This is a genomic window from Nocardia puris, from assembly GCF_036051655.1.
GTDB classification, from domain to species: domain Bacteria; phylum Actinomycetota; class Actinomycetes; order Mycobacteriales; family Mycobacteriaceae; genus Nocardia; species Nocardia puris.
Genome location: NZ_CP107943.1, coordinates 6,169,178 through 6,193,346 on the forward strand (window position 1 = coordinate 6,169,178; position 24,169 = coordinate 6,193,346).

General features: G+C 69.2%; 22 protein-coding genes. 9 read left to right on the top strand and 13 right to left on the bottom strand.

Features of this window, described 5'->3' with window-relative positions:
* Window positions 1-31 precede the first annotated feature (31 nt).
* On the bottom strand, window positions 32-592 hold the full coding sequence (locus OHB21_RS28505) for a TetR/AcrR family transcriptional regulator (protein WP_067501854.1): 561 nt from the start codon (window positions 590-592) through the stop codon (window positions 32-34).
* Window positions 593-626: 34 nt separating this feature from the next.
* Window positions 627-1,847 (bottom strand): cytochrome P450, encoded by a 1,221-nt coding sequence (locus tag OHB21_RS28510; RefSeq protein ID WP_067501852.1) that lies wholly within the window; start codon window positions 1,845-1,847, stop codon window positions 627-629.
* Between the two features lie 211 nt (window positions 1,848-2,058).
* Between OHB21_RS28510 and OHB21_RS28515 the strand changes: the two genes are divergently transcribed.
* Both OHB21_RS28515 and OHB21_RS28520 read left to right on the top strand, forming a co-directional pair.
* Window positions 2,059-3,678: an amidohydrolase gene (locus OHB21_RS28515; RefSeq protein WP_195124190.1), complete on the top strand. Its 1,620-nt coding sequence runs from the start codon at window positions 2,059-2,061 to the stop codon at window positions 3,676-3,678.
* Window positions 3,679-3,818: 140 nt separating this feature from the next.
* Window positions 3,819-5,069 carry a PucR family transcriptional regulator gene (locus OHB21_RS28520; protein ID WP_067501846.1) on the top strand — a complete coding sequence of 417 codons (1,251 nt, stop codon included), beginning with the start codon at window positions 3,819-3,821 and terminating at the stop codon, window positions 5,067-5,069.
* Here OHB21_RS28520 and OHB21_RS28525 read toward each other — a convergent pair.
* On the bottom strand, window positions 5,053-6,375 hold the full coding sequence (locus OHB21_RS28525; protein ID WP_195124191.1) for a family 1 glycosylhydrolase: 1,323 nt from the start codon (window positions 6,373-6,375) through the stop codon (window positions 5,053-5,055). The genes OHB21_RS28520 and OHB21_RS28525 overlap by 17 nt on opposite strands.
* A gap of 447 nt (window positions 6,376-6,822) precedes the next feature.
* On the opposite strand from OHB21_RS28525, the gene OHB21_RS28530 reads away from it, so the two are divergent.
* Window positions 6,823-7,443: an alpha/beta hydrolase gene (locus OHB21_RS28530; protein WP_195124192.1), complete on the top strand. Its 621-nt coding sequence runs from the start codon at window positions 6,823-6,825 to the stop codon at window positions 7,441-7,443.
* A gap of 21 nt (window positions 7,444-7,464) precedes the next feature.
* Here OHB21_RS28530 and OHB21_RS28535 read toward each other — a convergent pair whose 3' ends face one another.
* Window positions 7,465-9,657 carry an MMPL family transporter gene (locus OHB21_RS28535; RefSeq protein WP_067501837.1) on the bottom strand — a complete coding sequence of 731 codons (2,193 nt, stop codon included), beginning with the start codon at window positions 9,655-9,657 and terminating at the stop codon, window positions 7,465-7,467.
* A 132-nt stretch (window positions 9,658-9,789) separates the two neighbouring features.
* Entirely contained in the window at window positions 9,790-10,518 is a 729-nt protein-coding gene (locus OHB21_RS28540) for an endonuclease/exonuclease/phosphatase family protein (RefSeq protein WP_067501835.1), read from the bottom strand.
* A gap of 121 nt (window positions 10,519-10,639) precedes the next feature.
* Here OHB21_RS28540 and OHB21_RS28545 point away from each other — a divergent pair, with 121 nt between their 5' ends.
* The gene (locus tag OHB21_RS28545) at window positions 10,640-11,116 is read left to right on the top strand and encodes a nitroreductase family deazaflavin-dependent oxidoreductase (protein WP_067501832.1); all 477 of its coding nucleotides are present in this window, start codon (window positions 10,640-10,642) and stop codon (window positions 11,114-11,116) included.
* A 17-nt stretch (window positions 11,117-11,133) separates the two neighbouring features.
* On the opposite strand, the gene OHB21_RS28550 is transcribed toward OHB21_RS28545, so the two are convergent.
* Window positions 11,134-12,027: a LysR family transcriptional regulator gene (locus OHB21_RS28550; protein ID WP_195124193.1), complete on the bottom strand. Its 894-nt coding sequence runs from the start codon at window positions 12,025-12,027 to the stop codon at window positions 11,134-11,136.
* Window positions 12,028-12,097: 70 nt separating this feature from the next.
* On the opposite strand from OHB21_RS28550, the gene OHB21_RS28555 reads away from it, so the two are divergent.
* Both OHB21_RS28555 and OHB21_RS28560 read left to right on the top strand, forming a co-directional pair.
* Window positions 12,098-13,006, top strand: a complete 909-nt coding sequence (locus tag OHB21_RS28555; protein ID WP_067501826.1) for a dihydrodipicolinate synthase family protein — start codon at window positions 12,098-12,100, stop codon at window positions 13,004-13,006.
* Between the two features lie 49 nt (window positions 13,007-13,055).
* Window positions 13,056-13,883 (top strand): phosphotransferase family protein, encoded by an 828-nt coding sequence (locus tag OHB21_RS28560; protein ID WP_195124194.1) that lies wholly within the window; start codon window positions 13,056-13,058, stop codon window positions 13,881-13,883.
* An 84-nt stretch (window positions 13,884-13,967) separates the two neighbouring features.
* Here the strand turns inward: OHB21_RS28560 and rox are convergent, their stop codons facing one another.
* From rox to OHB21_RS28580, 4 genes are all read right to left on the bottom strand, one after another.
* A complete protein-coding gene (gene rox / locus OHB21_RS28565; protein WP_195124195.1) occupies window positions 13,968-15,395 on the bottom strand; it encodes a rifampin monooxygenase in 1,428 nt (475 codons plus the stop codon).
* 154 nt (window positions 15,396-15,549) lie between these two features.
* Complete coding sequence (locus tag OHB21_RS28570) at window positions 15,550-16,023, bottom strand: SRPBCC family protein (protein ID WP_195124196.1); 474 nt, start codon at window positions 16,021-16,023, stop codon at window positions 15,550-15,552.
* 104 nt (window positions 16,024-16,127) lie between these two features.
* The gene (locus OHB21_RS28575) at window positions 16,128-17,315 is read right to left on the bottom strand and encodes a site-specific integrase (protein WP_195124197.1); all 1,188 of its coding nucleotides are present in this window, start codon (window positions 17,313-17,315) and stop codon (window positions 16,128-16,130) included.
* Window positions 17,316-17,534: 219 nt separating this feature from the next.
* The gene (locus OHB21_RS28580; protein ID WP_170160713.1) at window positions 17,535-17,996 is read right to left on the bottom strand and encodes a nuclear transport factor 2 family protein; all 462 of its coding nucleotides are present in this window, start codon (window positions 17,994-17,996) and stop codon (window positions 17,535-17,537) included.
* Between the two features lie 143 nt (window positions 17,997-18,139).
* Here OHB21_RS28580 and OHB21_RS28585 point away from each other — a divergent pair, with 143 nt between their 5' ends.
* From OHB21_RS28585 to OHB21_RS28595, 3 genes are all read left to right on the top strand, one after another.
* On the top strand, window positions 18,140-18,577 hold the full coding sequence (locus tag OHB21_RS28585; RefSeq protein ID WP_067501814.1) for a winged helix-turn-helix transcriptional regulator: 438 nt from the start codon (window positions 18,140-18,142) through the stop codon (window positions 18,575-18,577).
* A gap of 1,135 nt (window positions 18,578-19,712) precedes the next feature.
* On the top strand, window positions 19,713-20,477 hold the full coding sequence (locus OHB21_RS28590; RefSeq protein ID WP_195124198.1) for an arsenate reductase/protein-tyrosine-phosphatase family protein: 765 nt from the start codon (window positions 19,713-19,715) through the stop codon (window positions 20,475-20,477).
* A complete protein-coding gene (locus OHB21_RS28595) occupies window positions 20,474-20,878 on the top strand; it encodes a VOC family protein (protein WP_067501808.1) in 405 nt (134 codons plus the stop codon). The genes OHB21_RS28590 and OHB21_RS28595 overlap by 4 nt, the downstream gene beginning before the upstream one ends.
* 999 nt (window positions 20,879-21,877) lie before the next feature.
* Here the strand turns inward: OHB21_RS28595 and OHB21_RS28600 are convergent.
* Genes OHB21_RS28600 through OHB21_RS28610 form a run of 3 tightly spaced genes read right to left on the bottom strand, consistent with a single transcriptional unit; the run spans window position 21,878 to window position 24,119 of the window.
* Window positions 21,878-22,672 carry an ABC transporter permease gene (locus OHB21_RS28600; RefSeq protein ID WP_067501805.1) on the bottom strand — a complete coding sequence of 265 codons (795 nt, stop codon included), beginning with the start codon at window positions 22,670-22,672 and terminating at the stop codon, window positions 21,878-21,880.
* A complete protein-coding gene (locus OHB21_RS28605) occupies window positions 22,669-23,628 on the bottom strand; it encodes an ATP-binding cassette domain-containing protein (RefSeq protein ID WP_067501803.1) in 960 nt (319 codons plus the stop codon). The genes OHB21_RS28600 and OHB21_RS28605 overlap by 4 nt, the downstream gene beginning before the upstream one ends.
* Entirely contained in the window at window positions 23,625-24,119 is a 495-nt protein-coding gene (locus tag OHB21_RS28610) for a nitroreductase family deazaflavin-dependent oxidoreductase (protein ID WP_067502157.1), read from the bottom strand. The genes OHB21_RS28605 and OHB21_RS28610 overlap by 4 nt, the downstream gene beginning before the upstream one ends.
* Window positions 24,120-24,169: the final 50 nt, after the last annotated feature.

Sequence of the window (24,169 nt, forward strand, 5' to 3'; positions counted from 1 at the left end):
ATCTCGTTGGTATCCACGGCCTTTCGCACGGTCAGCGGGACACGAACAGCGGCGCGAGGAACTGCTCGAGCATCGCGCGCTCGTCGCTGTCGTCCACGCCGGGCACGGTCAATAGCGAGACGATCAACCGGGTCAGCCAGCGTGCCCAGCGCGTGCGATCCTCCCGGGTGCCGAGTTCCTCCGGCAGGAACGCGGCCGTCAATCCTTCGATCACCGCCGAGGACTGTCCGATCTCGACGGCCACTCCGGCGTCGGCGGGCCGGAACCAGGCGATGAGCAGCGGATCGGCCCGCACCGCGCGCACGGCGGCGAGCACCGCCGCCACCACCCGCTCACCCGGATCGGCGATCCCGCCCACTTCGGCCGCGACCGCCGCCCCCAGACGCCGGGCCTCGCGGTGCACGAACGCCAACCGCACCGCCTGCCGGTTCTCGAAGTACCGGTACAGCGTCGCCCGGGAGCATCCGGCCGCCTCCGCGATATCGGCCATCTGCGTCTCGGCGACGCCCTGCTGGGCGAACAGTTCCGCCGCGGCGTCCAGAATGCGTTGTGCCGCAAGCGTGCTGCGCTCGTCGGCCAACCAGCCACTCATGCCCGGCCTCCGCTCGTCGCCGGCCCGCGCGCGCTCACGCGTCCGCCACGAACGGAACGCTGACCGGCCTGCGCACGTAGTTGCCCTCCGCGTAGCGGATGCCGTCCAGATCGACGGCGAAATTCGGGCAGCGGGCCAGCAGCTCTTGCAGGGCGATGGTGGCCTGCATGCGGGCGGCGGCCGCGCCGAGGCAGTGATGGTTGCCGTGGCCGAAGGTGAGAATGGTGCGCGGCTTGCGCGTGACGTCCAATTCGCCCGCGTCCGGGCCGAATTCGCGTTCGTCCCGGTTGGCCGAGGCGTAGAGCAGCAGCGCGCGCCGCCCGGCCGGAATGGTCACGCCCTCGATCTGCACGTCGCGGGTCGCGGTGCGCGCCATGTTCTGCACGGGGGAGGTGAGCCGCAGGAACTCGGGCACGGAGTCGGGGATGAGCCCGGGATCGTCGATCAAACGCTGCCGCTGATCCCGGTGCACGGTGAGCAATTGCACGGCGCCGCCGAGGTTTCCGGTGGTGGTGTCGTTGCCGCCGGTGATCATCGTGAACGCGAAGCCCAGGATCTGGAGGAGGCCGGGAATGTCGTCGGGGCCGCCGAGGCCCGAGGCGACCAGGTGGCTGATGGTGTCGTCGGCCGGTTCGGTGCGACGGCGTTCGATCATGGCGGTGAAGTAGGCCATCAGCTCGCCGACCGCCTGCTGCGCCGAGGCGACGTCGCCGACCGAGCCCGCGGCGACGATCGCGTCGGTCCAGCCGTCGAACTCGGCCCGGTCCGCTTCTGGCACACCGAGATAGTGCGCGACGACCATGGTGGGCAAGGGCTTGAACAGCTCGGTGACGATGTCACCGCCACCGGCCGCGCGCAGCCGCTCGAGCCGTTCCACCACGAACCGCCGCACCGCGGGGCGGATCTCTTCGACCTGGCGCGGCGTGAACCCCTTGGCCACCCGCCTGCGGAACACGGTGTGGTCGGGCGCGTCGGTGAACACGAACGGCTTGTTGTCGCCGAGGCCGAGTTTGTCGAGGTCGTGGTAGTCGACGGTGATGCCGGACGCCGACGAGAACGTCTCGGCGTCGCGGACGGCGTCGTACACGTCGGCGAACCGGGACAGCACGTAGTAGTCCTGGTCGGGTCGTCCGGGCGGGACGGCGTGGTGCACCGGATCGTGATCGCGCAACCACGTGTACATCGGCCAGGGCTCGCGCCACGACTCGCCGGACCGGAGCTCGAACGCGGACTCGTGGGACACACCAGCTGTCATATATCGACCGTAAGACAAATGTGAAGAAATGTCTAGAACGGGTTTCAGTTGCGGAACCGGAGGTGATCGGGGATGAAAGTAAATGATCAGCAAACGCTGATCTTGCCCATGAAGCCGACTTCGCGGCGGTATCGTCGGTACTCGCAAGCTCTTCGCAATCCAGTGGCAAAGCCGTTCCCCCGCTGAACAACCCGCGTGCACGGAGGTGTCGATGAGCACAGCCGACCTGATCTTCACCGGCGGCCCGATCCTGACCATGGACCCCGAATTCGCCGGCGCGACCGCCATCGCGGTCGAGCGGGGACGGATCTGCGCCGTCGGCGGGGCGGAGGTGCTGCGGCTGCGCGGTCCCGGCACCGACGTGATCGACCTGGCCGGACGCTGTCTCCTGCCGGGATTCGTGGAGGCGCACACCCACCCCACCCAGGATCAGATGCTCTACTCCGACACCGTCGTCGACATCCGGCCGGTCACCACGTGCCCCACCGCCGACGACGCGCATGCCGCGATCCTGAGCGCCGTCGCCGACGCGCCCGCGGGCCGTCCGCTGATCTTCTACGGCGTGGACGTTCTGTTGCAGACCGGTTTCCCGGAGCCCACGAAGGCGTGGCTGGACGAACTCGGCCCGAACCGGCCGATCGTTGTCTGGCAGAACTCCGGACATCTGGCCTGGGCCAACAGCGCCGCCCTGCGCCTGGCCGAACTCGACGACGGCGTCCCTGATCCGCCGGGCGGCTCCTACGATCGCGACGAGCACGGTCTGCTCACCGGCAAGGTATTCGAGGCGCCCGCGGTGCTGTCGGTGGTGGCGCCGATCCTGGTCGATCAGCTCACCGATCCCGAACTGCTCGCCCGCGAGCAGGCCGACCTGGCCTCGCGCGGCGTAACCCTGTGCAGCGATATGGCTTTCGCGGAACAGATGCGTCCGCTCACCGCCGCGCTCTACCAGCAGGGGCGGGGGAAGGTGCGGCTGCGCGCCTACGAGATGGCCAACCCGATGGGGGAGACGTTCTGCCCGATCACCAACGGCGACGACATGTTTCGCCAGATCGGCATGAAGGTGTGGCTGGACGGGTCGCCCTGGGTGGGCAATATCGACACCTCGTTCCCGTACTTGAACACACCGGCCACCGCCGCGCTCGGCCTCGGCCACGATCACCGCGGGCACGCCAACTACACCGAGGAGGAGCTGGACCGCATCGTCGGAGCGTACTACCCGGCGGGCTGGCAGATCGCCTGTCACGTGCACGGCGACCTCGGCGTCGACACTGTCCTCGACGTGTACGAGCATGCGCTGCAACGATATCCGCGCACCGACCACCGGCTGCGCCTCGAGCACTGCGGAGCGATGACGGCCGTGCAGTTCCAGCGCGCCGCGCGACTCGGCATCGCGTGCAGCCTCTTCGTGGATCACCTCTACTACTGGGGTGATGTCCTGGTGGACGATCTGTTCGGGCCCGAGCGGGGCGCGCACTGGGTGCGCACGAGATCCGCGCTGGACGCCGGCGTGCGCATCTCGTTCCACAACGACAGCCCCGTCACCGAGGAGGAACCGCTGCGCAATATCGCCGCCGCGGTGACGCGACGGTCCCGCGGCGGGCGTGTCCTGGCGCCGGAGGAGTGCATCACCGTCGAGGAAGCGTTGCGCGCCCAGACGATCGACGCCGCCTACCAGTTGTTCGCCGACGACATCGCCGGCTCCCTCACGCCCGGCAAGTACGCCGATCTGTGCGTCCTCGACGCCGACCCGCGCATCGTGGATCCGGACGAATTGGCCGATATCCCTGTGCGCGCAACGTATCTCGAAGGCAAGCCGACGTTCGAGAGTTGATCGTCGAAACAACCGCTGTAGGAACTCACAAGATCGAAATGTGGCCGCGCTGGAGTCTCACAAACCGAATCCGGGCGGCTCCACAATAGTGTGTCGACCGGTTACGTTGGTGCGCTGAGGTATCCGGTGGAAGGACCGCTATGACCGCACCACACATGGCCGATCCTGATCTCATGGTCTCGGGCCGCCCGGTGTCGACGCATCTGAAGGACACCAGGATGCTCTCGCAGCGCATGGTGGGCCACTTCATCGAGAACGTCGTCCCCTGCGGCACCTTGCCCGGCGAGGCGCTGAGCGGCGACGTCACCGCCGTGACCAGGGTGTGTCTCGAACTCGCCGTGCGCATGCTGGACGGCGACGAGGTCGGCGAGGACATCGACCGGGTCGGCGCCGCCGCGGCGGGCTGGGCGCGCGAAGGTATCCCGATCGACACCATCCAGCACGCCATCCACGAGGGCTTCAAGCTGGGTTTCGATCTGATTCTGTCCAACTCGACCACGCAGGACCAGGGCAGCCTGGTGAACGTCGCGCGCCGGTTCATGGACATCCTCGACACCATCAACGTCACCGTGTCGGTCGCGTACGTGCGCGAACTGCGCGCGGTGGTGAGCGAGCACCACACGGCCGTGCACACGCTCACCTCGGCGTTGCTCGGCGGCAACAGCACCTCGACCATGGCCCGCGAGTGCGGGATCCAGGTCGCGGAGTCGTATCACGTGCTCGCGGTGTCGATTCCGCCGCACAAGGACGAGGGGAATCCGCGCCTCGACGCGAAAGTGGTGGCGCGCAGGAAGTTACGCCGACTACAGGCCGAACTGGCCACGCGCTGCGCGGACGCCGCGCTCTCGCTGCTGAGCGTCGACGGCGGCACCATCCTCATCCCAACCACCGCGCTGGACGATGCGGACCTGGATGATCTGGTCACCCGCCTGTCGCAGGCGGCGCAGGTGCCGGTGCGGGTCGCGACCGTCGAGGCCGCGTCGGCGGAGATCCCGCAGGCCGCCGACCAGGCGCACGAACTGCTCGACATGGTGCACCGCATGCAGTGCGTGTCGGGGCTCTACCGATTCCACGATCTCGCCCTCGAATACCAGCTCACCCGGCCGGGGCCCGCGCGCGATTTCCTCGGCTCGCTGCTCGACCCGCTCGACGACTATCCGGAACTGCTGGAGACGTTGCGCGTGCACATCGGCACCAACCTGAACCGCCAGCGCACGGCCAGGATGCTGCACGTGCACACCAACACCGTCGACTACCGCCTGAAACGCATCGGTCAGCTCATCGCGTTCGACCCGACTCAGGCCTCGGGACTCTGGTACCTGCGGTCGGCGCTGGTGGCACGGGCGCATCGCGAGGGCGAGCGGGGCGAGGAACTCAGCGCGGAAGCGTGAGCGGTGCGACGCAGCTGGCGAGCGCGTCGACCAGTGAACAGTCCTTCGGTGCGCGCGTGGGCAGATAGTCGGCGGGCACGCCGCCCGCGCCGATGAGCGCCTTGTAGGCGTCCACGGCGTCGGTCGGCCTGCGAGTGAGCGTGGGATCGGTCAGCACGTCCACCGTGTAGAGGCCGAATCGCGGTGTGTAGGAGCCCCATTCGTAGTTGTCGGTGAGGCTCCAGTAGTTGTAGCCCATCAGGTTGATGCCGTCGGCCTTGGCGCGCTGGAGCCAGTAGACGGTGTCGCGCAGGTTGTCGGCGCGCGTGTAACCGTCGGCGCGGGGCAGGCCGTTCTCGGTGGGGATGCCGTTCTCCACGATGTAGAGCGGTTTGCCGGGGAAGGCCCGCGCGTAGTGTTCGAGCGCGTAGTAGATGCCTTCGGGCTGGAGCGGGTTCTTCCATAGCTCGGTGAAACTGGCGGTGCCGCTGAGGTTGTCGGGGGACAGGCCGTAGTAGTAGTCGATGCCGATGTAGTCGAGCCGGGCGGCGATCTTGTCGATGAGCGGCTTGTTCACCACGTCCTCGGCGGCGGGGATGTAGGCGACATTGCTGGTCACCATGGCCCCGGGGTGTACGCGGTGGATGTGGTCGTAGATCGCGTTGTGCGCCTGGGCGATCCGGTCGTGCATGGCGGGGACGTCGGCGGGGCCGAGGCCGCCGTGGCGGACTTCGTTGAGCACGTACATGAGCGGCTCGTTGAACGTCACCCACAGCGGGTCGTGCCGGGCGTAGCGGTCCACCACGCGACGGGCGTTGGCGAGCCAGTCGTCGACGATGCCCTGGTTGCGCCAGCCGCCGCGGTCGACCTGCCAGCCGGGGAAGACCCAGTGGTCGAGGGTGAGCATCGGGCGCATCCCGGCGGCGCGGATCGCGGCGATCACGTTGTCGTAGAAGCGGAATCCGTTCTCGTCCCACTCGCCGGGGCGCGGTTGCACGCGCGCCCACTCGATGCCGATCCGGTACACCCGCACGCCGAGTTGCGCCGCGAGACCGATGTCGGAGCGGTAGCGGCCGTGGAAGTCGACGGTGTTGAGGTAGGGGTCGGTGGTCTTGCCCTGCGCGACGTAGCGCGACCAATTGCTGTCGGGTGCATCGCCTTCCGACTGGTAACCGGAGGACGCGACGCCCCAGAGGAAGTCGTCACCGAGCGGCGGGATCCGCGTGGGCGGGGCCGGCCTGGCGTGCACCGTCGGCATGCCGACGAGGGCGGCCGCGGTGGCACCCGCGACGGCGGCGAGAATCTGGCGGCGGGTCGGTGATCGCATCGCACTCCTGTTCCGGAACGGGGACCGGCTGGCGTCCCGGGGGAGGGGAGCCGGTCGGGGAGGACCACGGCGAACACTGTAACGGTCCGGGGGACGGGAAGAGGGGAGAAGTGAAAATCAGATCAGTCGATTTCGAGTGGCGGTGAGCGGTTGCTGGACAGTTCGGCCGGCAAGTGAACAAACCCGGGGGTTCCTGACGTCGGTGAAAAACAATCCAGATACGTAGATATGCGCATCTAACCATGCAATCTCACCTTCCATCCGTACCCCCAAATCACCAACCCTTTTCCCTCACCCACATCCGTGGTCACGCGGCACAGAGGGGAGGGAGTCAGAGGTCGATGGCGACGGCTGTGCCGGTGTCGAACCAGTACCGGCGCTCACGCCACCGGGTGGCGGAAGATCAGCGGTGCGATACTCGGTACTCGCCTCCCGACGGACTACCTCATGCCTGCATCGAAACATGTCTACCGCTACCTCCCCGCCTCCGAGCCCGGTAGGGCGCCGCTCGTTCTGCTGCACGGCTCGGATGGCACCGAGTTGGATCTGTTGCCGCTGGCCGGCGAGCTGTCGCCGGGTGCGGCGCAGTTCGGGATCCGCGGCGGCGTGGCGCTGGCGAGCGGGTACGCGTTCTTTCAGCGGTTCCCGGATCGCCGGGTGGACGAGGCGGATCTGCTGGCGCGAGTGTCGGTGCTCGCGAGCTGTATCGAAACATGGTGCGCCGCCCTCGATCTCGGCCCAGCGCCCTTGGCGGTCGGCTTCTCTAATGGCGCGATTATGGCTACTGCGCTGCTGACGGCGCAGCCGGGCCTTCTGGCGGGCGCGATCCTGTTCCGGTCCCTGTCGCCTTTTGCCGATGACCCCGGTTGCGACCTTGCGAGGGTGCCCGTGCTGATGATCGATGGGGCGAACGACGTTCGGCGGTCGGCTGGGGACGGGCTGCGGTTGGCCGGGCGGTTGCGGCGCGCTGGTGCTCAGGTGACCCACTATGTGCTGCCGGTGGGACACTCGATCACCGCCGCGGATCGGACGCTTGCGCGGGAGTGGATTCGGGCGCAGGGATTCTGAAGCGGGGCGGCCGCGCTGGGTTCAGCGGGCGGTGACGGTGAGGGGTTCGGGGGGTTCGTCGTCGAGGAGGGGTTCGGTGAGGCCGAGTTTGCGCTGGAGGGTTCTCATCCAGGTCGGGGCCCACCAGCAGCGGTCGCCCAACATCTGCATGACGGCGGGGACGAGGAGCATGCGGAGGATGGTGGCGTCGATGAGGAGTGCGGCGATCATGCCGTAGGCGACGTACTGCATCATCACCAGGTCGGAGAAGGCGAAGGCGCCGGTGACGACGAGCAGGATGAGGGCCGCGGCGGTGATGATGCCGCCGGTGTGGGCGGTGCCGGCGCGGATGGCCTCGGCGGTGGTGGCGCCGCGCGCTCGCGCCTCGACCATGCGGGAGAGCAGGAATACCTCGTAGTCGGTGGACAGTCCGTAGACGACGGCGATGATGACGACGAGCACCGCCGACATGATCGGTTGCGGGGTGAAGTTCAGCAGGCCGGCGCCGTGCCCGTCGATGAAGATCCAGGTGAGGATGCCGAGTGTGGAGCCGAGTCCGAGCGCGCTCATGAGCGCGGCCTTGATGGGCAGGATGAGCGAGCCGAACGTGAGGAACATGAGCAGCGTGGTGACGAGCAGGACCACGACGATCATGATCGGCATGCGCTCGAGGAGCGTGTCGATGGTGTCGTGCTGGATGGCGGGTTGTCCGCCGACGAGGAGGGTGACGTCGGCGGGGAGGTCGAGCGCGCGCAGGTAGTCGATGGTGGGCCCGGCGTTGTCGGCATCTTCGAGCGTGGCGCGCAGGCGGTAGAGGTCGTCGCGCTGGGGCGCGTCGGCGGGCACGCTGAAATCGGTTCTGAGGCCGGGCGCTTCGTTGACGAGGTCGTAGAGATCGCCGATGGCGTCGCGGTTCTCGGTGATCACGACCAGTTGCAGCGGGTCGGGTTGGCGCAGTGGGAAGGTCTCGTCGAACTCGGCTTGCGCGAGGCGGGTGGAATTGTCCGGCGGCAGGTACGTTTCGCTCATTCCGCCGAAGGCGAGGTTGTTCATGGGGACGATGAGCAGCACGAGCCCGAGCAGGATCGGCGCGGCGACGCGTCCGGGGCGGCGCAGTACCCAGTCGGTGGTGCGCGCCCAGAACCCTTGCTCCACTTCGGCGGCGGATTTGGTGCGCCGGAATCGCTTGACGCCCAGCATGTCCACGCGCGGCCCGAGGATGCCCAGCGCGGCGGGCAGGATCGTGAGGGCGCAGAGCGCGGCGAGCAGCACGGCGGCGATGGCGCCGTAGGCGAGGGATTTCAGGAACCCTTGCGGGAAGAGCAGCAGTCCGCCGAGGCTGGCGACGATCATGACGGCGGAGAACACCACGGTGCGTCCGGCGGTGGTGACGGCGCGCCGCACGGCGGCGGGTGTGTCGTGTCCGGCGGCGAGTTCCTCGCGGAAGCGGCTGACGATGAACAGTCCGTAGTCGATGGCCAGCCCGATGCCGATCATGGAGACGACGCCGGTGATGAGGATGTTGACGTCGGTGACGGTGGTGAGCCACCGGATGATCCCGTTCGCGCCCGCGATGGTGAGCACGCCCATGGCGAGGGGGAGTGCCGCGGCGACCACGCCGCCGAAGATGAAGAACAGCAGCACCGCGACGACGGGCAGGGCGAGGACTTCGACCCGTTTGATGTCGTCGGTGAGGGTGTCCTGCAAGGTGACCGCGATCGGTTGCAGCCCGGCCACTTGCATGTCGACTCCGGTGAGGGTGAGCGCGTCCTCGACGTCCCGGTAGTTGCGCATGATCTCGGTGTCGTTGTCGCCGCGGATGGCGAGGGAGGCGAAGGCGTGGGTGCGGCTGTCGTCGGCGAACATGGCGCCGCTGACACGTCCGGTCTCGGTGGGCCAGTAGGCGCCGTTGACGCCGGTGATCTGGTCGGGGTGTTCCCGGGGGAGGGCGTCGAGGTGTTCGATGACCTTGTCGGCGAAGGCCGGGTCGTCGACGGTGGCGCCCTCCGGGGCGGTGAACAGCAGCAGGACATCGGATTCATGGTCGCGGCCCCACGCCTGATCGCTGAGCTGTGCGGCGCGCGCGGATTCGGAGCCGGGGTCTTCCAATCCACTGGCGCTGAGGTGGTTCTCGACGCCGATGCCGTAGAAGCCGAGGGTGAGCAGGCCCGCGATGACGGCGCCGAGCACGCCGAATCGCAGGCGGAAGACGAGATCCCCCCAGCGCGCGAACATCAGCGGGCTCCGTGCGGGAGGGGGTGGGGTGCCGTGGTCGCCGCGTGGATTGCCAAGGGAGCGCGTCCTTTCGGAGGGCGGTGCGGGATGGATCCGCCCTCCAAGGTACCGAACACTCTGAAATGAGAATGCTTAACTATTCGCCGAGGGCCGGGTCTCGATGACCGCGCGCACCAGGTTGTGATCGGAGCGGCCCTTCACGTCTTCGACGACGGCGGCGCCCACGTGCGCGCCGCGCACCGCGATGTGGTCGATGAACTGCGATTTGGGGCCGCTGGTGCGCGGGCGCGTGGGCAGGCCGGTCTCGTCGATCGGCGCGAGGGTGAACTCGGGGCCGAGGGCGTCCGCCACGCCGGCGCGGTCGGTGTTGAAATCGCCGAGCAGTACGGTCGGGCGGCCCACGGGATCGTCTTGCGTTGCGAGGGAGGCGATCTGGCCCCGGCCGCGCCGGTCCCCGGTGATGTGGGTGGCGGTGACGCGCAAGCCCGACGCGTGCACGGTGATCGCGCCGTTGCCCGGGTCGTCCGGAAACGGCGCGGCGGCCACCTCTTTCGCGGGACCGTCCACCAGCAGCACGAGATACTCGGCGGGATCGACGAGGTCGGCGGCGCGCCGGCGCGGAATGGGCACGCGCGGATAGCGCAGCGCGTGCACGGACCGGTCGGGCAGCGCCAGGCGCAGGCTGGTGAGCAGATCGCCGCTGACTTCCTGGAGCGCGATGATGTGTTCGGCGCGGCCCGCGACCGTCTCGGTGACGGCGGCGACGCGTTCGGCTTCGTCGGGCCAGCGGTCGCCGCCGAACCCGCCCCAGTTGTCGGCGTGGATGCGATGCAGCACGTTCCAGGTGGCGACGGTGATCACATGGGGTGATGGTACCGATCGGGCGGGGGGAATTGTCGGGTTGCTCGCGCCGGGTGTGAGATCGCCCTCGCTCGGGCCCGCTCGTGCGGGCGTGTGCGCTGCGGCATGTCAGGATTCGGGCATGGTGTCGAATCCGCTGCCCGGTCTGGCGCGTCGCCTCGGGCGGCAGCCGTGGATGATGCGCGCCGCGCCGGTGGTGCTGCCGCTGGAACGGTTCGTGCGCCGCGTCAGCGGTGACCGGTTGGGCGTGCTGGATCTGGCCGGTCTGCCGTCCCTCGAGGTGACGGTGGCGGGCCGCAAGTCGGGTCTGCCGCGCACCACGTCGCTGCTGTATGTGCCGCGCGGCGCGGATTTCCTTGTGATCGGCTCGAATTGGGGGAGCAAGGCGCATCCGGCGTGGTCGGCGAACCTGCGCGCGGCGAGGTCGGCGACGGTGCGGCACCGGGGTGAGGTGTTCACGGTGCGCGTCACCGAGATCACGGGTGTGGATCGCAAGCGGGCGTGGGATCACGCCGTGGAGTTCTGGCCGGGGTACGAGATGGAGTACGAGCTGTCGGGTGGGCGGGAGTTCCGCATCTTCGAACTGACGCGTAGCTGATTGCGCGGCAACAGAATTCACCGCCTATCCGCCCGGACTCCGTCGACGGCCGCGCGCACCGCGGCCGCGAACGCGCTGACGGCGGGGTGGCGGCCCGCGCCCGCGCGGCAGGCGATGATGGTGGTGCGGGCGATGGGCAGCCGCGCGAGGTGCACGCCGGGCGGGGGACCGGCGGTGCTCAGTTCGGGGATCAACGCGACGCCGTGACCTTGCGCCACGAAGGTCAGCACGGTGGCGAAGTCGTCGATGTAGTGGCGCACGTGCGGGGTGAAACCCGCTGCGGCGCAGGCTCGGACGGTCATGGCGTGGCAGCGGGTGCCCGGAGTGGCGACGATCCAGGGTGCGTCGCGCCAGGTGTCGAGGGTGGTGTGCGGGGTGGCGCCTGCGGCGGCGAGGAACATGGCCTCGCGGTGCAGCGGTTCGGTGTGGATGCCGGGTTCGGTGGGGAACGGCACGAGGTCGTAGTCGTGGATGAGGGCGACGTCGAGTGTGCCCGCGCGCAGGGCGTCGGCGACCTCGGCGGGGTCGAGTTCGGTGACGCGGGGTTCCAGGCCGGGGTGGTCGCCGGCCAGCCGGGTGAGGGTGGACGGGATGAAAGTCTGTGTGGCGCTGGGGAACGCGCCGATGCGCAGCGGGCCGGTGAGTCCGGCGCGCGCGTCGGCGAGGTCGGCTTCGGCCTCTTCGAGGCGGGCCAGGACGGCGTCGGCGTGCGCGACGAGGGTGTGCCCGGCGGGGGTGAGGGTGACGCTGCGGCCGGTGCGTTCGAGCAGTGGCACGCCGGCTTCGCGTTCGAGCGCGGACAGTTGCTGGGAGACGGCCGACGGGGTGAATGCCAGCGCGTCGGCGACGGCGGCGATGGTGCCGCGCCGGGCCAGTTCGCGGAGTAACCGCAGCCTGCGCACGTCGAGCATCAGCTCAGCTTACGCTCGACGTCAAAGATGTGAACTGGTTCTGATGTCGGTTGTGCGCGAAGCTGAGGGTATGGATGGTTTGCAGGGTATTTTCGTACCGCTGGTGACGCCGTTCGCCGCCGACGGGTCGGTGGCGTGGGACGCGCTGGAGTCGCTGGCGCGGTCGGTGCTGGACGCGGGCGCGTCGGGCTTGGTGGCGCTGGGCACCACCGCCGAGGTGGCCGCGCTCGAGCCGGACGAGCGGCGCGGTGTGATCGACCTGTGCGCGCGGGTGTGCGCGGTGTCGGGCGCCGCGCTGATCGTCGGCGTGGGCGGCAACGACACCCGCACCAGTGCAGGCGCGGTGGCGGAGCTGGCGGCGTGGTCGCACGTGAGCGCGGCGATGGTGCCGGTGCCGTACTACACGCGCCCGAGCGAGGCCGGTGTCGTGGCGCACTTCGCGCAGGTCGCGGCGGCGTCGCCGGTGCCGGTGGTGGCCTACCACATCCCGTACCGGACGGGCCGGACGCTCGGTGCGGAGTCGATGCGGCGGATCGCGGCGCTGCCCGGCGTGGTCGGTGTGAAGTACGCGGTCGGCGCGGTGGACGCGGACGCGGTCGATCTGCTCGGTGACCCGCCCACCGATTTCGCGGTGCTCGTCGGGGACGACACGTTCGCGGGCCCGATGTTCGCGCTCGGCGCCCAGGGCGGCATCCTGGCGACCGCGCAGCTCGACCCGCACGGCTATATCGCGCTGGAACGCGCCTGGCGCACGGGCGATTTCGCGTTCGCGCGGTCGCTGGGCGGTCGTCTGGCGCGGCTGTCGGCGGCCGCGTTCGCCGAGCCGAACCCGACCGTCATCAAGGGCGTCCTGCACGCCCAGGGCCTCATCCCCACGCCCGACGTGCGGCTGCCGCTGCTGCCCGCCGCGCCGGACTCGGTGGCGAACGCGCTCGCGGTGATCGCGCGCGAGGGGCTGGGCGCACCCCTGGCGGTGTGAGCGCGCGTGGGTCGGGCATTGTTGGTGTCCGGCCCACGGAAGGAAGCGCATGGACGTTCTGGACGAGCACCGATCCCTGCTCACCTGCCTCCTCCCGGACGACGCCGTGGCGGAATGCGAAGTGCGGCAAGGACAGTTCCATCATGTGGTGCTCGGGCGGGACCGGGTGGTGTGCTTCCCGCGCACCGAGGCGGCGGCCGCGCGCCTGCCCGCCCGAGCCGCCGTCCTGCGGGCACTGTCGGGGCTCGGGCTCGGCGTCGCGACACCCGAACCGATCGCCGAATCCGAGGAGCCCGCCTACCTGGTGCTCACCCGGATTCCAGGGCAGCCGCTGCCGGAATCCGCCCTGTCGCGGCCCGGCGCGCCGGAAGCGGTGGCCCGGCAACTCGCGGAACTCCTCTCCTCGCTGGCTTCCGCCGGCACCGCGCCCCTCCCGGAAGCGCCCGCCGACCGCTGGGAAGTGTTCGCCGACGAGGTGCGCGCCGAGTTGTTCCCCCTGATGTCCGCCGCCGGACGAGTACGCGCCACAAGGGAATTGGACGCCCTCGACACCCTGCCCCACCTCACCACCGCGATAGTGCACGGCGACCTCGGCGGCGAGAACCTCCTGTGGGACACGGGCAACCCACCCCGCCTGCTCGGCGTCGTCGACTGGGACGACGCCTGCCTGGGCGACCCGGCCGAAGACCTCGCCGCCCTCTCGGCCACCTACCCGCCTGCGGTCCTCGAGCCTCTGCTCGCCCTGCTCGGCACCGATCCGCCGACCCGCACCAGGATCGCCACCCTCCGCGCCACTTTCGCTCTCCAGCAAGCCCTTTCGGCCCATCGCGACGGTGACGAGGAAGAACTCGCCGACGGCCTCGCGGGCTACCGATAGACACCCTCGCGCGCCGCTGGCCGGAGTGCTGGTCTACGTCGCGGGCATCGTGTTCCACCGCGGACGTCCGGCGCTGTCGGCCGTTCAGCCGGTGGGTTCGCCGAACCATCTCGCGAGCGCGGCGCGCAGCCCCTCTCGGTCGTCCCCGAGCCAGGCGACGTGGCCGTCGGGGCGGAGCAGAACGGCAGGCGTGTCGAGTTCTTCGCTGGCCTCGACCACGTGGTCGACGCGGTCGGCCCAGCCCTCGATCGCCAGGTCGCCGGTCTGGTCGAGGAGCAGGCCGCGGCCTTCGTGCAGGAGGTCGAAGAGATGGCCGTGCTTCAGCGGGATGTTGCGCAGGCGCCGGCCCAGCAGGTCGTCGCCGGGGCCGAAGTCGTAGCGCACCGAGATCGCGGTGATCTTCTCGATGAGATAGCGGTTGACCTCGTTGAAATCCATGAGCTCCGACACCAGGCGGCGCAGCGCCAACGCGCCCGGCGTGGTGGCGAGCAGTGCCATCTGGGCGCGGGTGTTGTTGAGGACGTCCTCGGCGACCGGGCGGCGTTCGCTCTCGTAGGTGTCGAGCAGACCGTCGGGCGCCCACCCCGCCAGCTGGGCGGCGAGCTTCCAGCCGAGATTGAACGCGTCCTGGATACCGAGGTTGAGTCCCTGCCCGCCCGTGGGCGGGTGGATGTGCGCGGCGTCACCGGCCAGTAGGACGCGTCCGGCGCGGTAGTGGTCGGCGAGGCGGGTGGCGTCGCCGAACCGCGACATCCAGCGCGGCGAACGCACACCGAAATCCGTTCCGGCGTAAGCGCGCAACTGTCGGCGGAAATCATCGAGCGTCGGCATCACCGCGCGATCCTCGGCCACGCCGTCGGCGGGCACCACCACCCGATACACCCCGTCGCCGACCGGCCCGAGGCCGAAGCGCTTCTCGGTCTCGCGCACCTCGCGCACCACCGCCATGATCTCCTCGAGCGGTGCGTCACTCGCCATCTCACCGATCAGCGTCTCCACCCGCGACGGTTCCCCCGGGAAGCCGATTCCGGCCAGCTTGCGCACCGTGCTGCGCCCGCCGTCGCAGCCGACGAGGTAGCGGCAGCGCAGGCGCGTCCCGTCGGCCAGCTCGGCCGTGACACCGTCCTCGTCCTGGCTGAACCCGACCAGTTCGGCGCCGCGACGGATCTCGGCCCTCGCTTCGGCCGCGTGCTGGGCCAGCAGGCGGTCCGTCACGTTCTGCGGGATGCCGAGAACGTACGGGTGCGCGGTATCGAGGCCCGCCGGCGTGGGCTTGTCCATCGCGGCGAAGAACCCGCCCACTGGATACGTCTTCCCGTGCGCGAGAAAACGATCCAGCAACCCGCGCTGATCCATCACCTCGATACTGCGCACATGCAATCCCAGCGACCGCACGAACAGCGGCAACTCCAGATCTTTCTCCACCACCACCACACCCACGCCGCGCAGCCGCAACTCACCCGCCAACATCGACCCGGTCGGCCCACCACCGGCAATGATCACGTCAATCATCGAAACCCCGATCCGTCGTAGTCCAGCCGACCCCACGGACACATTTCCGCAGGTAGTCGACTCAGGCGGACGATTGTGCAGCACGACCGGGGTCTTGCCGCAAGCCCCGGGGTGCGCTATATGTTGAAAGGGGCAAGGAGGTATCGCACTCCTTTCAGGGCTGCGCGTCTCCGGCCGAGATCGGCTGTGCGAGCGCGGTTTCCGCGGCGTCGAGTATCGAGCTGAACGCCGTGGCGATCACCCGGCCGGCGAGCCGGCCCGCCGCCGCGCGCAGGGCCGGAAAGGGGAGTGGCAGTTCGGAAGTCGTGCTCCACACGACTCGCGTGCCGCCGGGCACCTCGGTGAACGTCATGCGGCCGCCGTCATGACGCGCGGGCGGAAAACTGCGCTCGACGAGGTAATCGAATTCGTGCGGCGCGCGGTACGCGGTGATCCGTTCCCGAAACCTTCCGATCGTCCACAGGTGCACCCGCACCGCACCGACCCCGTACGGCGCATCATCCCCCGGCCGGGCCCAGCGGTTGCGCACCACGAATGGCGACCGGGCGTAGTTCCGCGAATCCGCGAACCAGTCGAAGACCTCTCCGATCGGCGCCGCGATGACCCGCTCGACGGTGGTCGTCTGCATGTCCTACCCCTCCCTCGTCTACTACAACTGATAGTAGACGAGGGAGGGGGGTACCGGAGGCGAACGACGAAAGTCTTGTCCGGCCGAGCTGTCGTCTCGACCGGTCACAAACCGAGTTTGGTGACCGCGTTGTCTTCGAGGGGGTTGGCGGTGCGGATGTAGCCGTGGACCGTGCGGGGGTTGGACCAGCGTCCCTGGCGCATGATCTCGCGGTCGCTGGCGCCGCCGAGGGCGGCTTGGGTGGCGAAGCCGGCGCGCAGTGAGTGCCCGGAGAACAGGGCGGGGTCGAGGCCGGCGCGGGCGGCGTAGCGCTTGATCAGTTCGGCGACGGCGCGGCCGGAGATGGAGCGCGCGCCGATCCCGCCGTGCCGGTTGATCGCCGGGAACAGCGGGAGGTCGGGGTGGTCGGCGAGGGGAGTGCCGGTGAAGCCGTGGCAGCGGTGGATCGTGTGGTCGAGCGGCCGCTCGCAGAACTCGCGGAGTTCTCTTGCGGCGGTGTGAATTTCGAGCAGGCGTACCCAATCGGCGAACGCGCATACGGGACAGGTGCGTGGACGCTGCCCGCGCGGGAGGGCGACCCGCTGCTCGGACGCGCCGGTCGGGTCGGTCTTGGTCGAGGGCAACTGGACGATCAGCACCGGCTCCCCGGTCGCGTGATCCAGCGTGACCCGCACGTCCCGCACCCGCAGCCCCGCCAACTCGCTGCGCCGCAACGCCCCCGCGAACCCGACCAGCAGCATCAGCGTGTCGCGACGGCGCGCGGGCTCGGTGGGCCATCCGGATTCGGGCAACTCCGCCAGCAACTGGTCCAAGGTGTGCAGCAAGACGGGGCGTTTGCGGGTCGGCGCGGCGCGGCGGGTGCGCCGGATACCGCGCAACGTCAACCGCACCACGTCGGTCCGCGTGGGGGAGGGCAACCCGTTCGCCGCGTGCACGGCCGCGATCGCCGCCGACTTGCGCTCCACCGTCGCCGGACTGAAAGCCCACGCCCCGTTCGCTTTTCGCGCATCCGCGACAGCTGCGAGATACACCGCCACGTCGAGTGCGTCGGCGGGCAGTGCGGTCCGCCCCTCGGCCGCGCACCACGCGGCCCACGCCACCCAGTCACTGCGATAGGCCCGCACCGTGTTCGCCGACTGGGACGCCTCCAGATACCGCCCCAGCGATGCCGCCTGCCCCTCGTCGAAGCGCTCCCGCACCCGCCGCAACGCCGCCGCGTCCACGAGCACACTCCCCACCCCGCGCCGCAACGCACTGCGCACCACCTCGGGCACCACCACGACACCGTCCACGCCTACACCCTAAGTGCGACGCGCCTGCCCGACGGTTCGTAGTGCCGCAGCGCGGGTCGTGATGCCCGACTGCGGCGCCGGATCTGGACCGATCACTGCCTGGCGCATCCTCGTCACCGATCACCTCGCCGGCCCGCACTGGTGTGCAGGAACGCCGCATCAGTGCCGGACACCGGGCGAATGCGCGGCGGACGGGTCCGGCCGCGGGCACCGGCTGGATTACCCGCTCACGCGCCGGCGCGCTCTGGTCTCGAGCTCGCGGCTGCCCTCCTCATAGGACACCCGAACCCGGGACGACGTCAGCTTCCACGCGTTGTCCGTGCGTGCGAGGCCGACCGTGTAATGGCACCCGATCACCCAGATTCTCTCGTCCGCGGCGTCGGTGAGCAGGTGGGTGACTCGGGCGTGGAAGCGTGACGTCGCCGTGACCGGGGAATCCATCGTGACGACGATGGGACCGAGCAGATGCTGGGTGGCATCGAACCCGGGGAGGAACCCGCGCAGCCCGGCAAGAAAGTCGCCGGTGCGCAGTGTCTCCACGCCTCCTTGTTTGGACGGGTAGTCGATATCGACCGGGTCGGCGGTGAGCGCCCCGATCGTGTCCCAATCGTGGTCGTCGAGCGCGTGAAAGATCCTGGCGACCGTTTCCGCGACCGCGTACTTCTGCTGCTCGATCGTCATGCCGTCTCCTGCTCCGGCCCGTATCGGCGGGCCGTACGTGGTTCCTATGATCGAACCGCAACCCGGACGCGGCCTCGAGATCGCGGAGGCGAACGACGGCGCCGTGGGTTGTGTTCGTGACGACGACGCTAAGGAGGCCATCCGTGGCTCACCAAACGGTTGGTTACGCCTCGATGGATTTCCTCAACAGTTGCCGTGCGCCGGACGCGGCGCCCGACCCGGCGTGCCCGGTGGAGATAGCCCTCGCCGCGCTGCGCGGGCGGTGGACCCCGCTGGTCGTGCTCGAACTCCTGCGCGGCCCACGCGGATTCAGCGACATCGCCCGGGCGCTGCCCAGTTTGTCGGACAAGGTCCTCACCGATCGGCTGACCCAGCTGACCAAGGCGGGGGTCATCGACCGCACCCGCACACCCGGGTGGCCGCCGCGAGTGTCTTACACGCTCACCGAACGTGGCCGCACGCTGGTCCCAGTGCTACAGGCCCTGTGGCAGTGGGGCTCGAATACACCGTCTTCCCCGCCGCCGAGCGCGATGTCCGACGCTGTTCCCGACCACCATCGCGCCGAGCCCGGCAGACGGTGACCGTCGCGGTTCCCACCGAAGCCGAGGGCTGGGTCGTCGCGCCCCAGGTCGCGCGCTTCCCGATTACGACGCCCCCGACACCCGCCACGCCGGTGATGGCGCCTGCTGTGTCGACCTGGGCGAAGCTCTGGCGGCCGAGGGCGAAGGCAACTTCTCGACCACGCCCGCACCGCGGCTGACGTTGGGTGAACCCTCGGCCGTTGACCACGCCGAGAAGGAGCAGCAGGAGCGAGGCCGGCGGCACGGCCACCGGCCCGCGCGCCTCCGAAGTCGCTCACGCCCAACGTCGCATCCAGACCGTCCTCGCCGCCGCTCAGGTGCTCGACGGCGCCCGCTTGGCGGCCGGAATCACCTGTGGGTCGATGTGCCAGTCGATAGGTACGAATCCGCCCCAGCATCAACAGGATTCACCGTTACGGCAGCGCACGGGTCCCTCCCCCGGATCTTCTCGGAGCTGGCCTCCCGTGCCGTTGCGAGACAGTTCGGCACGGGCGTACCTACGACCCCACTTTCTCGCGGCCTTTTCGTATATTTCGTAGCGTTGTCGGTGACCAAACGAAACGAAATAGAGCAGAGGCGTGACCAGGGGAACGCCTCACTCTGACCACCGATAAGGTTCACTTATCGGTGGTCAGGATGGCGACGGCTCTGCTCCGGCCTCCGAAGGTCAGGCGCAGTTTCGTTTCGTGACATACGTGTGCGGCAAACGAAATAGCGAAACGAAACATGCTCGAATGGACGCTGGCGGGCATGCCCGTGGAACGGGTGCCGCACCACGATGCTTCTTCCGCCGCGGCACCATGAGTCCCGCGGGACCGGGGGTAGTTGGTGGCCGCCGATCGGGGCACCGCGCGAGGCGGACCTTCATGGTGGGTTCGACTTCGCCGTACGGCAGTACGTACGACCGGAACAGCGGCGTCAGACCCCCACCGCTGTCGCACGGACCCGGGTGGCGCGGCACCGCGTACCCGTTGCCGTGTTCGTGCCCGATCGCGTGGCGCCCGCTCTGCCGGTGGCGGTGGCGCGGCTCTTCCGTCGCGACCGACCCCGATTTCCTGGACACCATGCTCCTGACGCGGACCGATTCCGAAAATACATCAAAAGCAGTTGATGTAATCGATGCTACCCTCGGCCTATGACGTCGACCCGTCAAGCGGTCCCACCGTTTGTTCATCTCGCCGCGCATCCGTTGCGCTGGCAGCTGCTGACCGCGCTGTCGGACAGTGACTATCGCGTGCGCGAGCTGGTGGCCCGCGTGGGCGAGCCGCAGAACCTGGTCTCCTACCACCTCCGGCTGCTGCGGGACGGTGGCCTTGTCACCGCCACGCGCAGCAGTCACGACGGCCGAGACAGCTACTACCACCTGGACCTGGACCGCAGCGTCGAGATGCTCGCCGGAGCCGGGAAGGTACTGCACCCGGCCCTGCGAATGGCGTCCGCGCCCGTCGCATTCGAACCCTCGGCACCGCTGGCGGTGCTGTTCGTCTGCACCGGCAACAGCGCCCGCTCCGCGATCGCCGAAGAGCTGTTGCGGTTGCGCACCGGCGGCCGAGTCGAGGTGTTCAGCGCCGGTAGCAACCCGAAACCCGCCATGCATACCGACACGGTGCGAGTGCTGCGGGAGGAATACGGCATCGACCGGTGCGGCCGCGTACCTCGCCGCCTGGAAACTCTGGCCGATCAGCACTTCGATGCGGTGATCACCCTGTGCGACAAGGCCCGTGAGGTCTGTCCGGAATTCGGTGACGATCCTCGATGGATCCACTGGAGCATCCCCGACCCCGCAGCCGCACACGGCAGCGACGAGGACGTCTACCCGAGATTTCGGGCCACGGCCGCCGAAATCGACATCCGCATCCACTATCTGCTGCCGACCCTTGCGAAAAGGACCGTCCGATGACAACATCCACCACCGAATACGCCAGCGTCCGCTACCTCGTCGATGACGTCCAGACAGCCGCCGACTTCTACACCGGCCACCTCGGTTTCACCCTGCACACCAACGCCACGCCCGCTTTCGCCGACGTCGTCCGCGGCCCACTGCGCCTCTTGCTTTCAGGCCCAACCAGTTCCGGCGCACGCGCCACCCCCGCCGACACCGCCGGACCGGGCGGCAATCGCATCCACCTCATCGTCGCCGACCTCGATGCTGAGATCGAACGCCTCCGCGCAATCGACGTCGAATTCCGCAGCGACCTGGTCAGCGGCCCAGGCGGCCGCCAAATTCTGCTCGCCGACCCCGCCGGCAACCTGATCGAACTGTTCCAACCCGCCACCGCGGTCGCCAGCACGCCGAGGTGATCGGTCCGGCAGGCGACGCCGCATCACTTTTCCTGTGATCGCGCACCCGGTGCACTACTTGGTGGCAAAACATGTGCTGTGCCGGTCAACCCGGTGGCGCCTCCGATGGATATCTGCTCATGCCTGCGGGTTCAGCAGCGTCGCCCGAAGGCTCGGCGATTCCCCGGGTAATGCGCTGTTATCCGGGGCAACCCGGGCGAAGGACCGTTGTCCCATGACCGACCTCGAAGAACGAGCGAAACGGAGGCACCGTCGTGGACACCACCGAAACCCACGACATCGTCGTGCTGGGCGCCGGTTGCACCGGCATGCTCGCCACCGTGCGGTTGGCGTACCGCGCGGAAGCTGCGGGTGCGCATCACGGTGGTGAATCCGTCGGACCGGTTCACCGAGCGCCTGCGCCTGCACCAGGTCGCGGCCGGACAGGAGTTGGCCGATCACCGGATCCCACGGGTGCTCGAGGGGACCGGGGTGCGGTTCCACCGGGCGAGCGCCACCGCGATCGATCCCGGCACGCGGCGCGTCACGCTCGACGACGACGCGATCCTGACCTACGACACCCTCGTCTACGCCCGTGGGCAGCGGGACCGACACCACGCTGGTGCCGGGTGTCGCGGACCACGCGTGGACGCTGAACGATCCGCGCCGGGCCCACCGGTTCGCGCGGCGCCTCACCGAGATCGCCGCGACCGGCGGCGCCGTTTCGGTGGTCGGCGGGGGACTGACCGGTATCGAAGCGGCGACCGAGATCGCGGACAGCCACCCCGGCCTGACGGTCACACTCCTCGCCACGACGGAACTCGGCGCGATGATGGGCGACGGCGCCCACGCCCACCCATGGCGAACTGGCCGTGCTCGGTGTGATGGGTGGATACCCGATCGGCGTCGTCACCTTCGACCTCCTCGACGGCCGCTTGCAGGGCCTGCGATTCCAGGTCAACCCCGACAAACTCGCCGGGCTCAGGACGGTCCCGCTCCGGCGTGAACCCTTGCGCCCCTTCACCGTTCGCGGCGATACAGATACATCGTGAGCGGCCCGAACACCGCGACCAGGACAGCGCAGGCCAGGAAGACCCAGGTGAGGTCGGTGGTGACGGGAGTGCCGTGCATGAGCCCGCGCACGGCGCCCACCAGGTGGGTGATCGGGTTGACGTCGACGAACGCCCGGAGCCAGCCGGGCAGGGTGGCGGGGTCCACGAAGACGTTGCTGACGAAGCTCAGCGGGAATGTCACGAGGATGGCGAGGAACATCACCGACTGCGGGGTGCGCGCGAGCAGGCCGAGCGCGGTCCACGCCCACGACAGGCTCCACGCGAACAGCAGCACCAAGCCCGCTCCGGCGAGCAGGCCCGCGACGCCCGCGTCGGGCCGGAAGCCCAGCAGCACACCGGCACCCACCACCACCGCGGCCGCGATCGCGTAGCGGCCGAGGTCGGCCAGCAGCGCGCCGACGAGCGCGGCGGGCTGCCAGATCGGCAGCGACCGGAACCGGTCGAACACCCCCTTGCCGATGTCGGCGTTGAGCGCGACCGCCGTCGACTGCGTCGTCATGACCACCGTCATCACGAGAATGCCCGGCAGCACCGATTGCAGATAGTCGCCCGTGGACCCCGCCAGCGCCCCGCCGAACAGGTAGGTGAACATCACCAGCATCATCAGCGGGAACACGGTCACATCGGAAAGCTGATCCGGCACGTGCTTGATCCGCAGCATCGCCCGCCACGCGAACGCCCGCGCCGTCGCCACGGCACTCGGACGAGGCGGACGCACCGAACTCGCGAACGCGTAAGTCATGCGGGAACCTTCTCTCCGGACGAGGAACGGCCGGTCAGGGCCAGGAACACTTCGTCGAGACTCTGTGGGCCGACACCGAATTCGCTGACCTCGACCCCCGCACGTACCAGTTCGGACAGCGCCGCACCGGCCCGCTCGGGATCGGTGAGTCGCGCCGACAGCACCACCGGGTCGTCCTCGTGTTGCACGGACGTGCGCAGCACTTCCGCCAGGATGCGCTCGGCCTCCGGGCGTCGCTTCGGGTCCCGCAGCCGGACACGCACCGCTCCCGCGCCGACGGATTCCTTGAGCTCGGCCACCGTCCCCTCCGCGATGACGCGCCCGCGATCGATCACCGCCAGCCGATCCGCCAGCCGGTCGGCTTCCTCGAGGTACTGCGTGGTGAGCAGCACCGTGGTGCCGCCCGCCGTCAGCTCCCGCACCACCTCCCACACCTGACCGCGACTGCGCGGGTCCAGGCCGGTGGTCGGCTCGTCCAGGAACAGCAGATCGGGCGTGACGACGATGCTCGCCGCGATATCCAGCCGCCGTCGCATACCGCCCGAGTAGCGCTTCGCGGGCCGGTCGGCGGCTTCGGTCAAGCCGAAGGCGGACAACAGTTCTCGTGCCCGATCGGCCGCCCCGCGCCGGCTGTGGCCGAGCAACCGTCCCATCAGCACGAGGTTCTCCATGCCGGTGAGATCCTCGTCGACCGAGGCGTATTGGCCGGTGAGGCTGATGCGGGAGCGCACCTCGTCGGTGTCGGTGACGACATCGTGCCCGAAGATCCGCGCCCGCCCGCTCGACGGCCGCAGCAGGGTTGCCAGCATTCGGATGGTGGTGGTCTTCCCGGCGCCGTTCGGGCCGAGGAATCCGTAGATGCCGCCGGCGGGGACCGCCAGGTCCACACCGTCGACCGCCACCGTGTCACCGAACTGCTTGCGCAGTCCTTCGGCGTGAATCGCCAAGGGTGTCATGCGCTTTCCCCGATCTGTTCCTTGCGCACGCGCAGTACTTCGTCCACGCCGAACAGCCGCAGCGTCAGGCGTTCGCCCGCGGACTGGTACCGGGACACCGAAGCGGTCGTGACCAATTCGGGCTCGCTGACCCGGTAGGTGTCCCCTTCGTGCACGACTTCGGCGGACCCGGCCGCCAAGAGGTTCGCCAGCCAGTCGGTGCGCGGGCCGTAGGGGAGGGCGACGATGAAGTCCGCCCCGGCCTCGGCGACGCCGATCGGCGTCTCGTAGAGCTTCCCGCTGGACCGGCCCGTGTGCCGGATGACCGCCGCCGAAGCGCCCGGTTGCCCGGCGGTCTTCAGCACCTGCCGGTTGGTGAAGCGCCGATGAAAGCGACGGACCGCCGCTACGCCGGGCGCGTATCCCGTGCGCAATACCAGGACCAAGATCAGGCCCCCGAGCAGCGCCGACGCGATCGGCACACCCGCGCCGATCGCGATCCATATCCACATGGCCACACCCTTCTCTCTTACCTTGTAAGTCTTACCTCGTAAGGGAATCA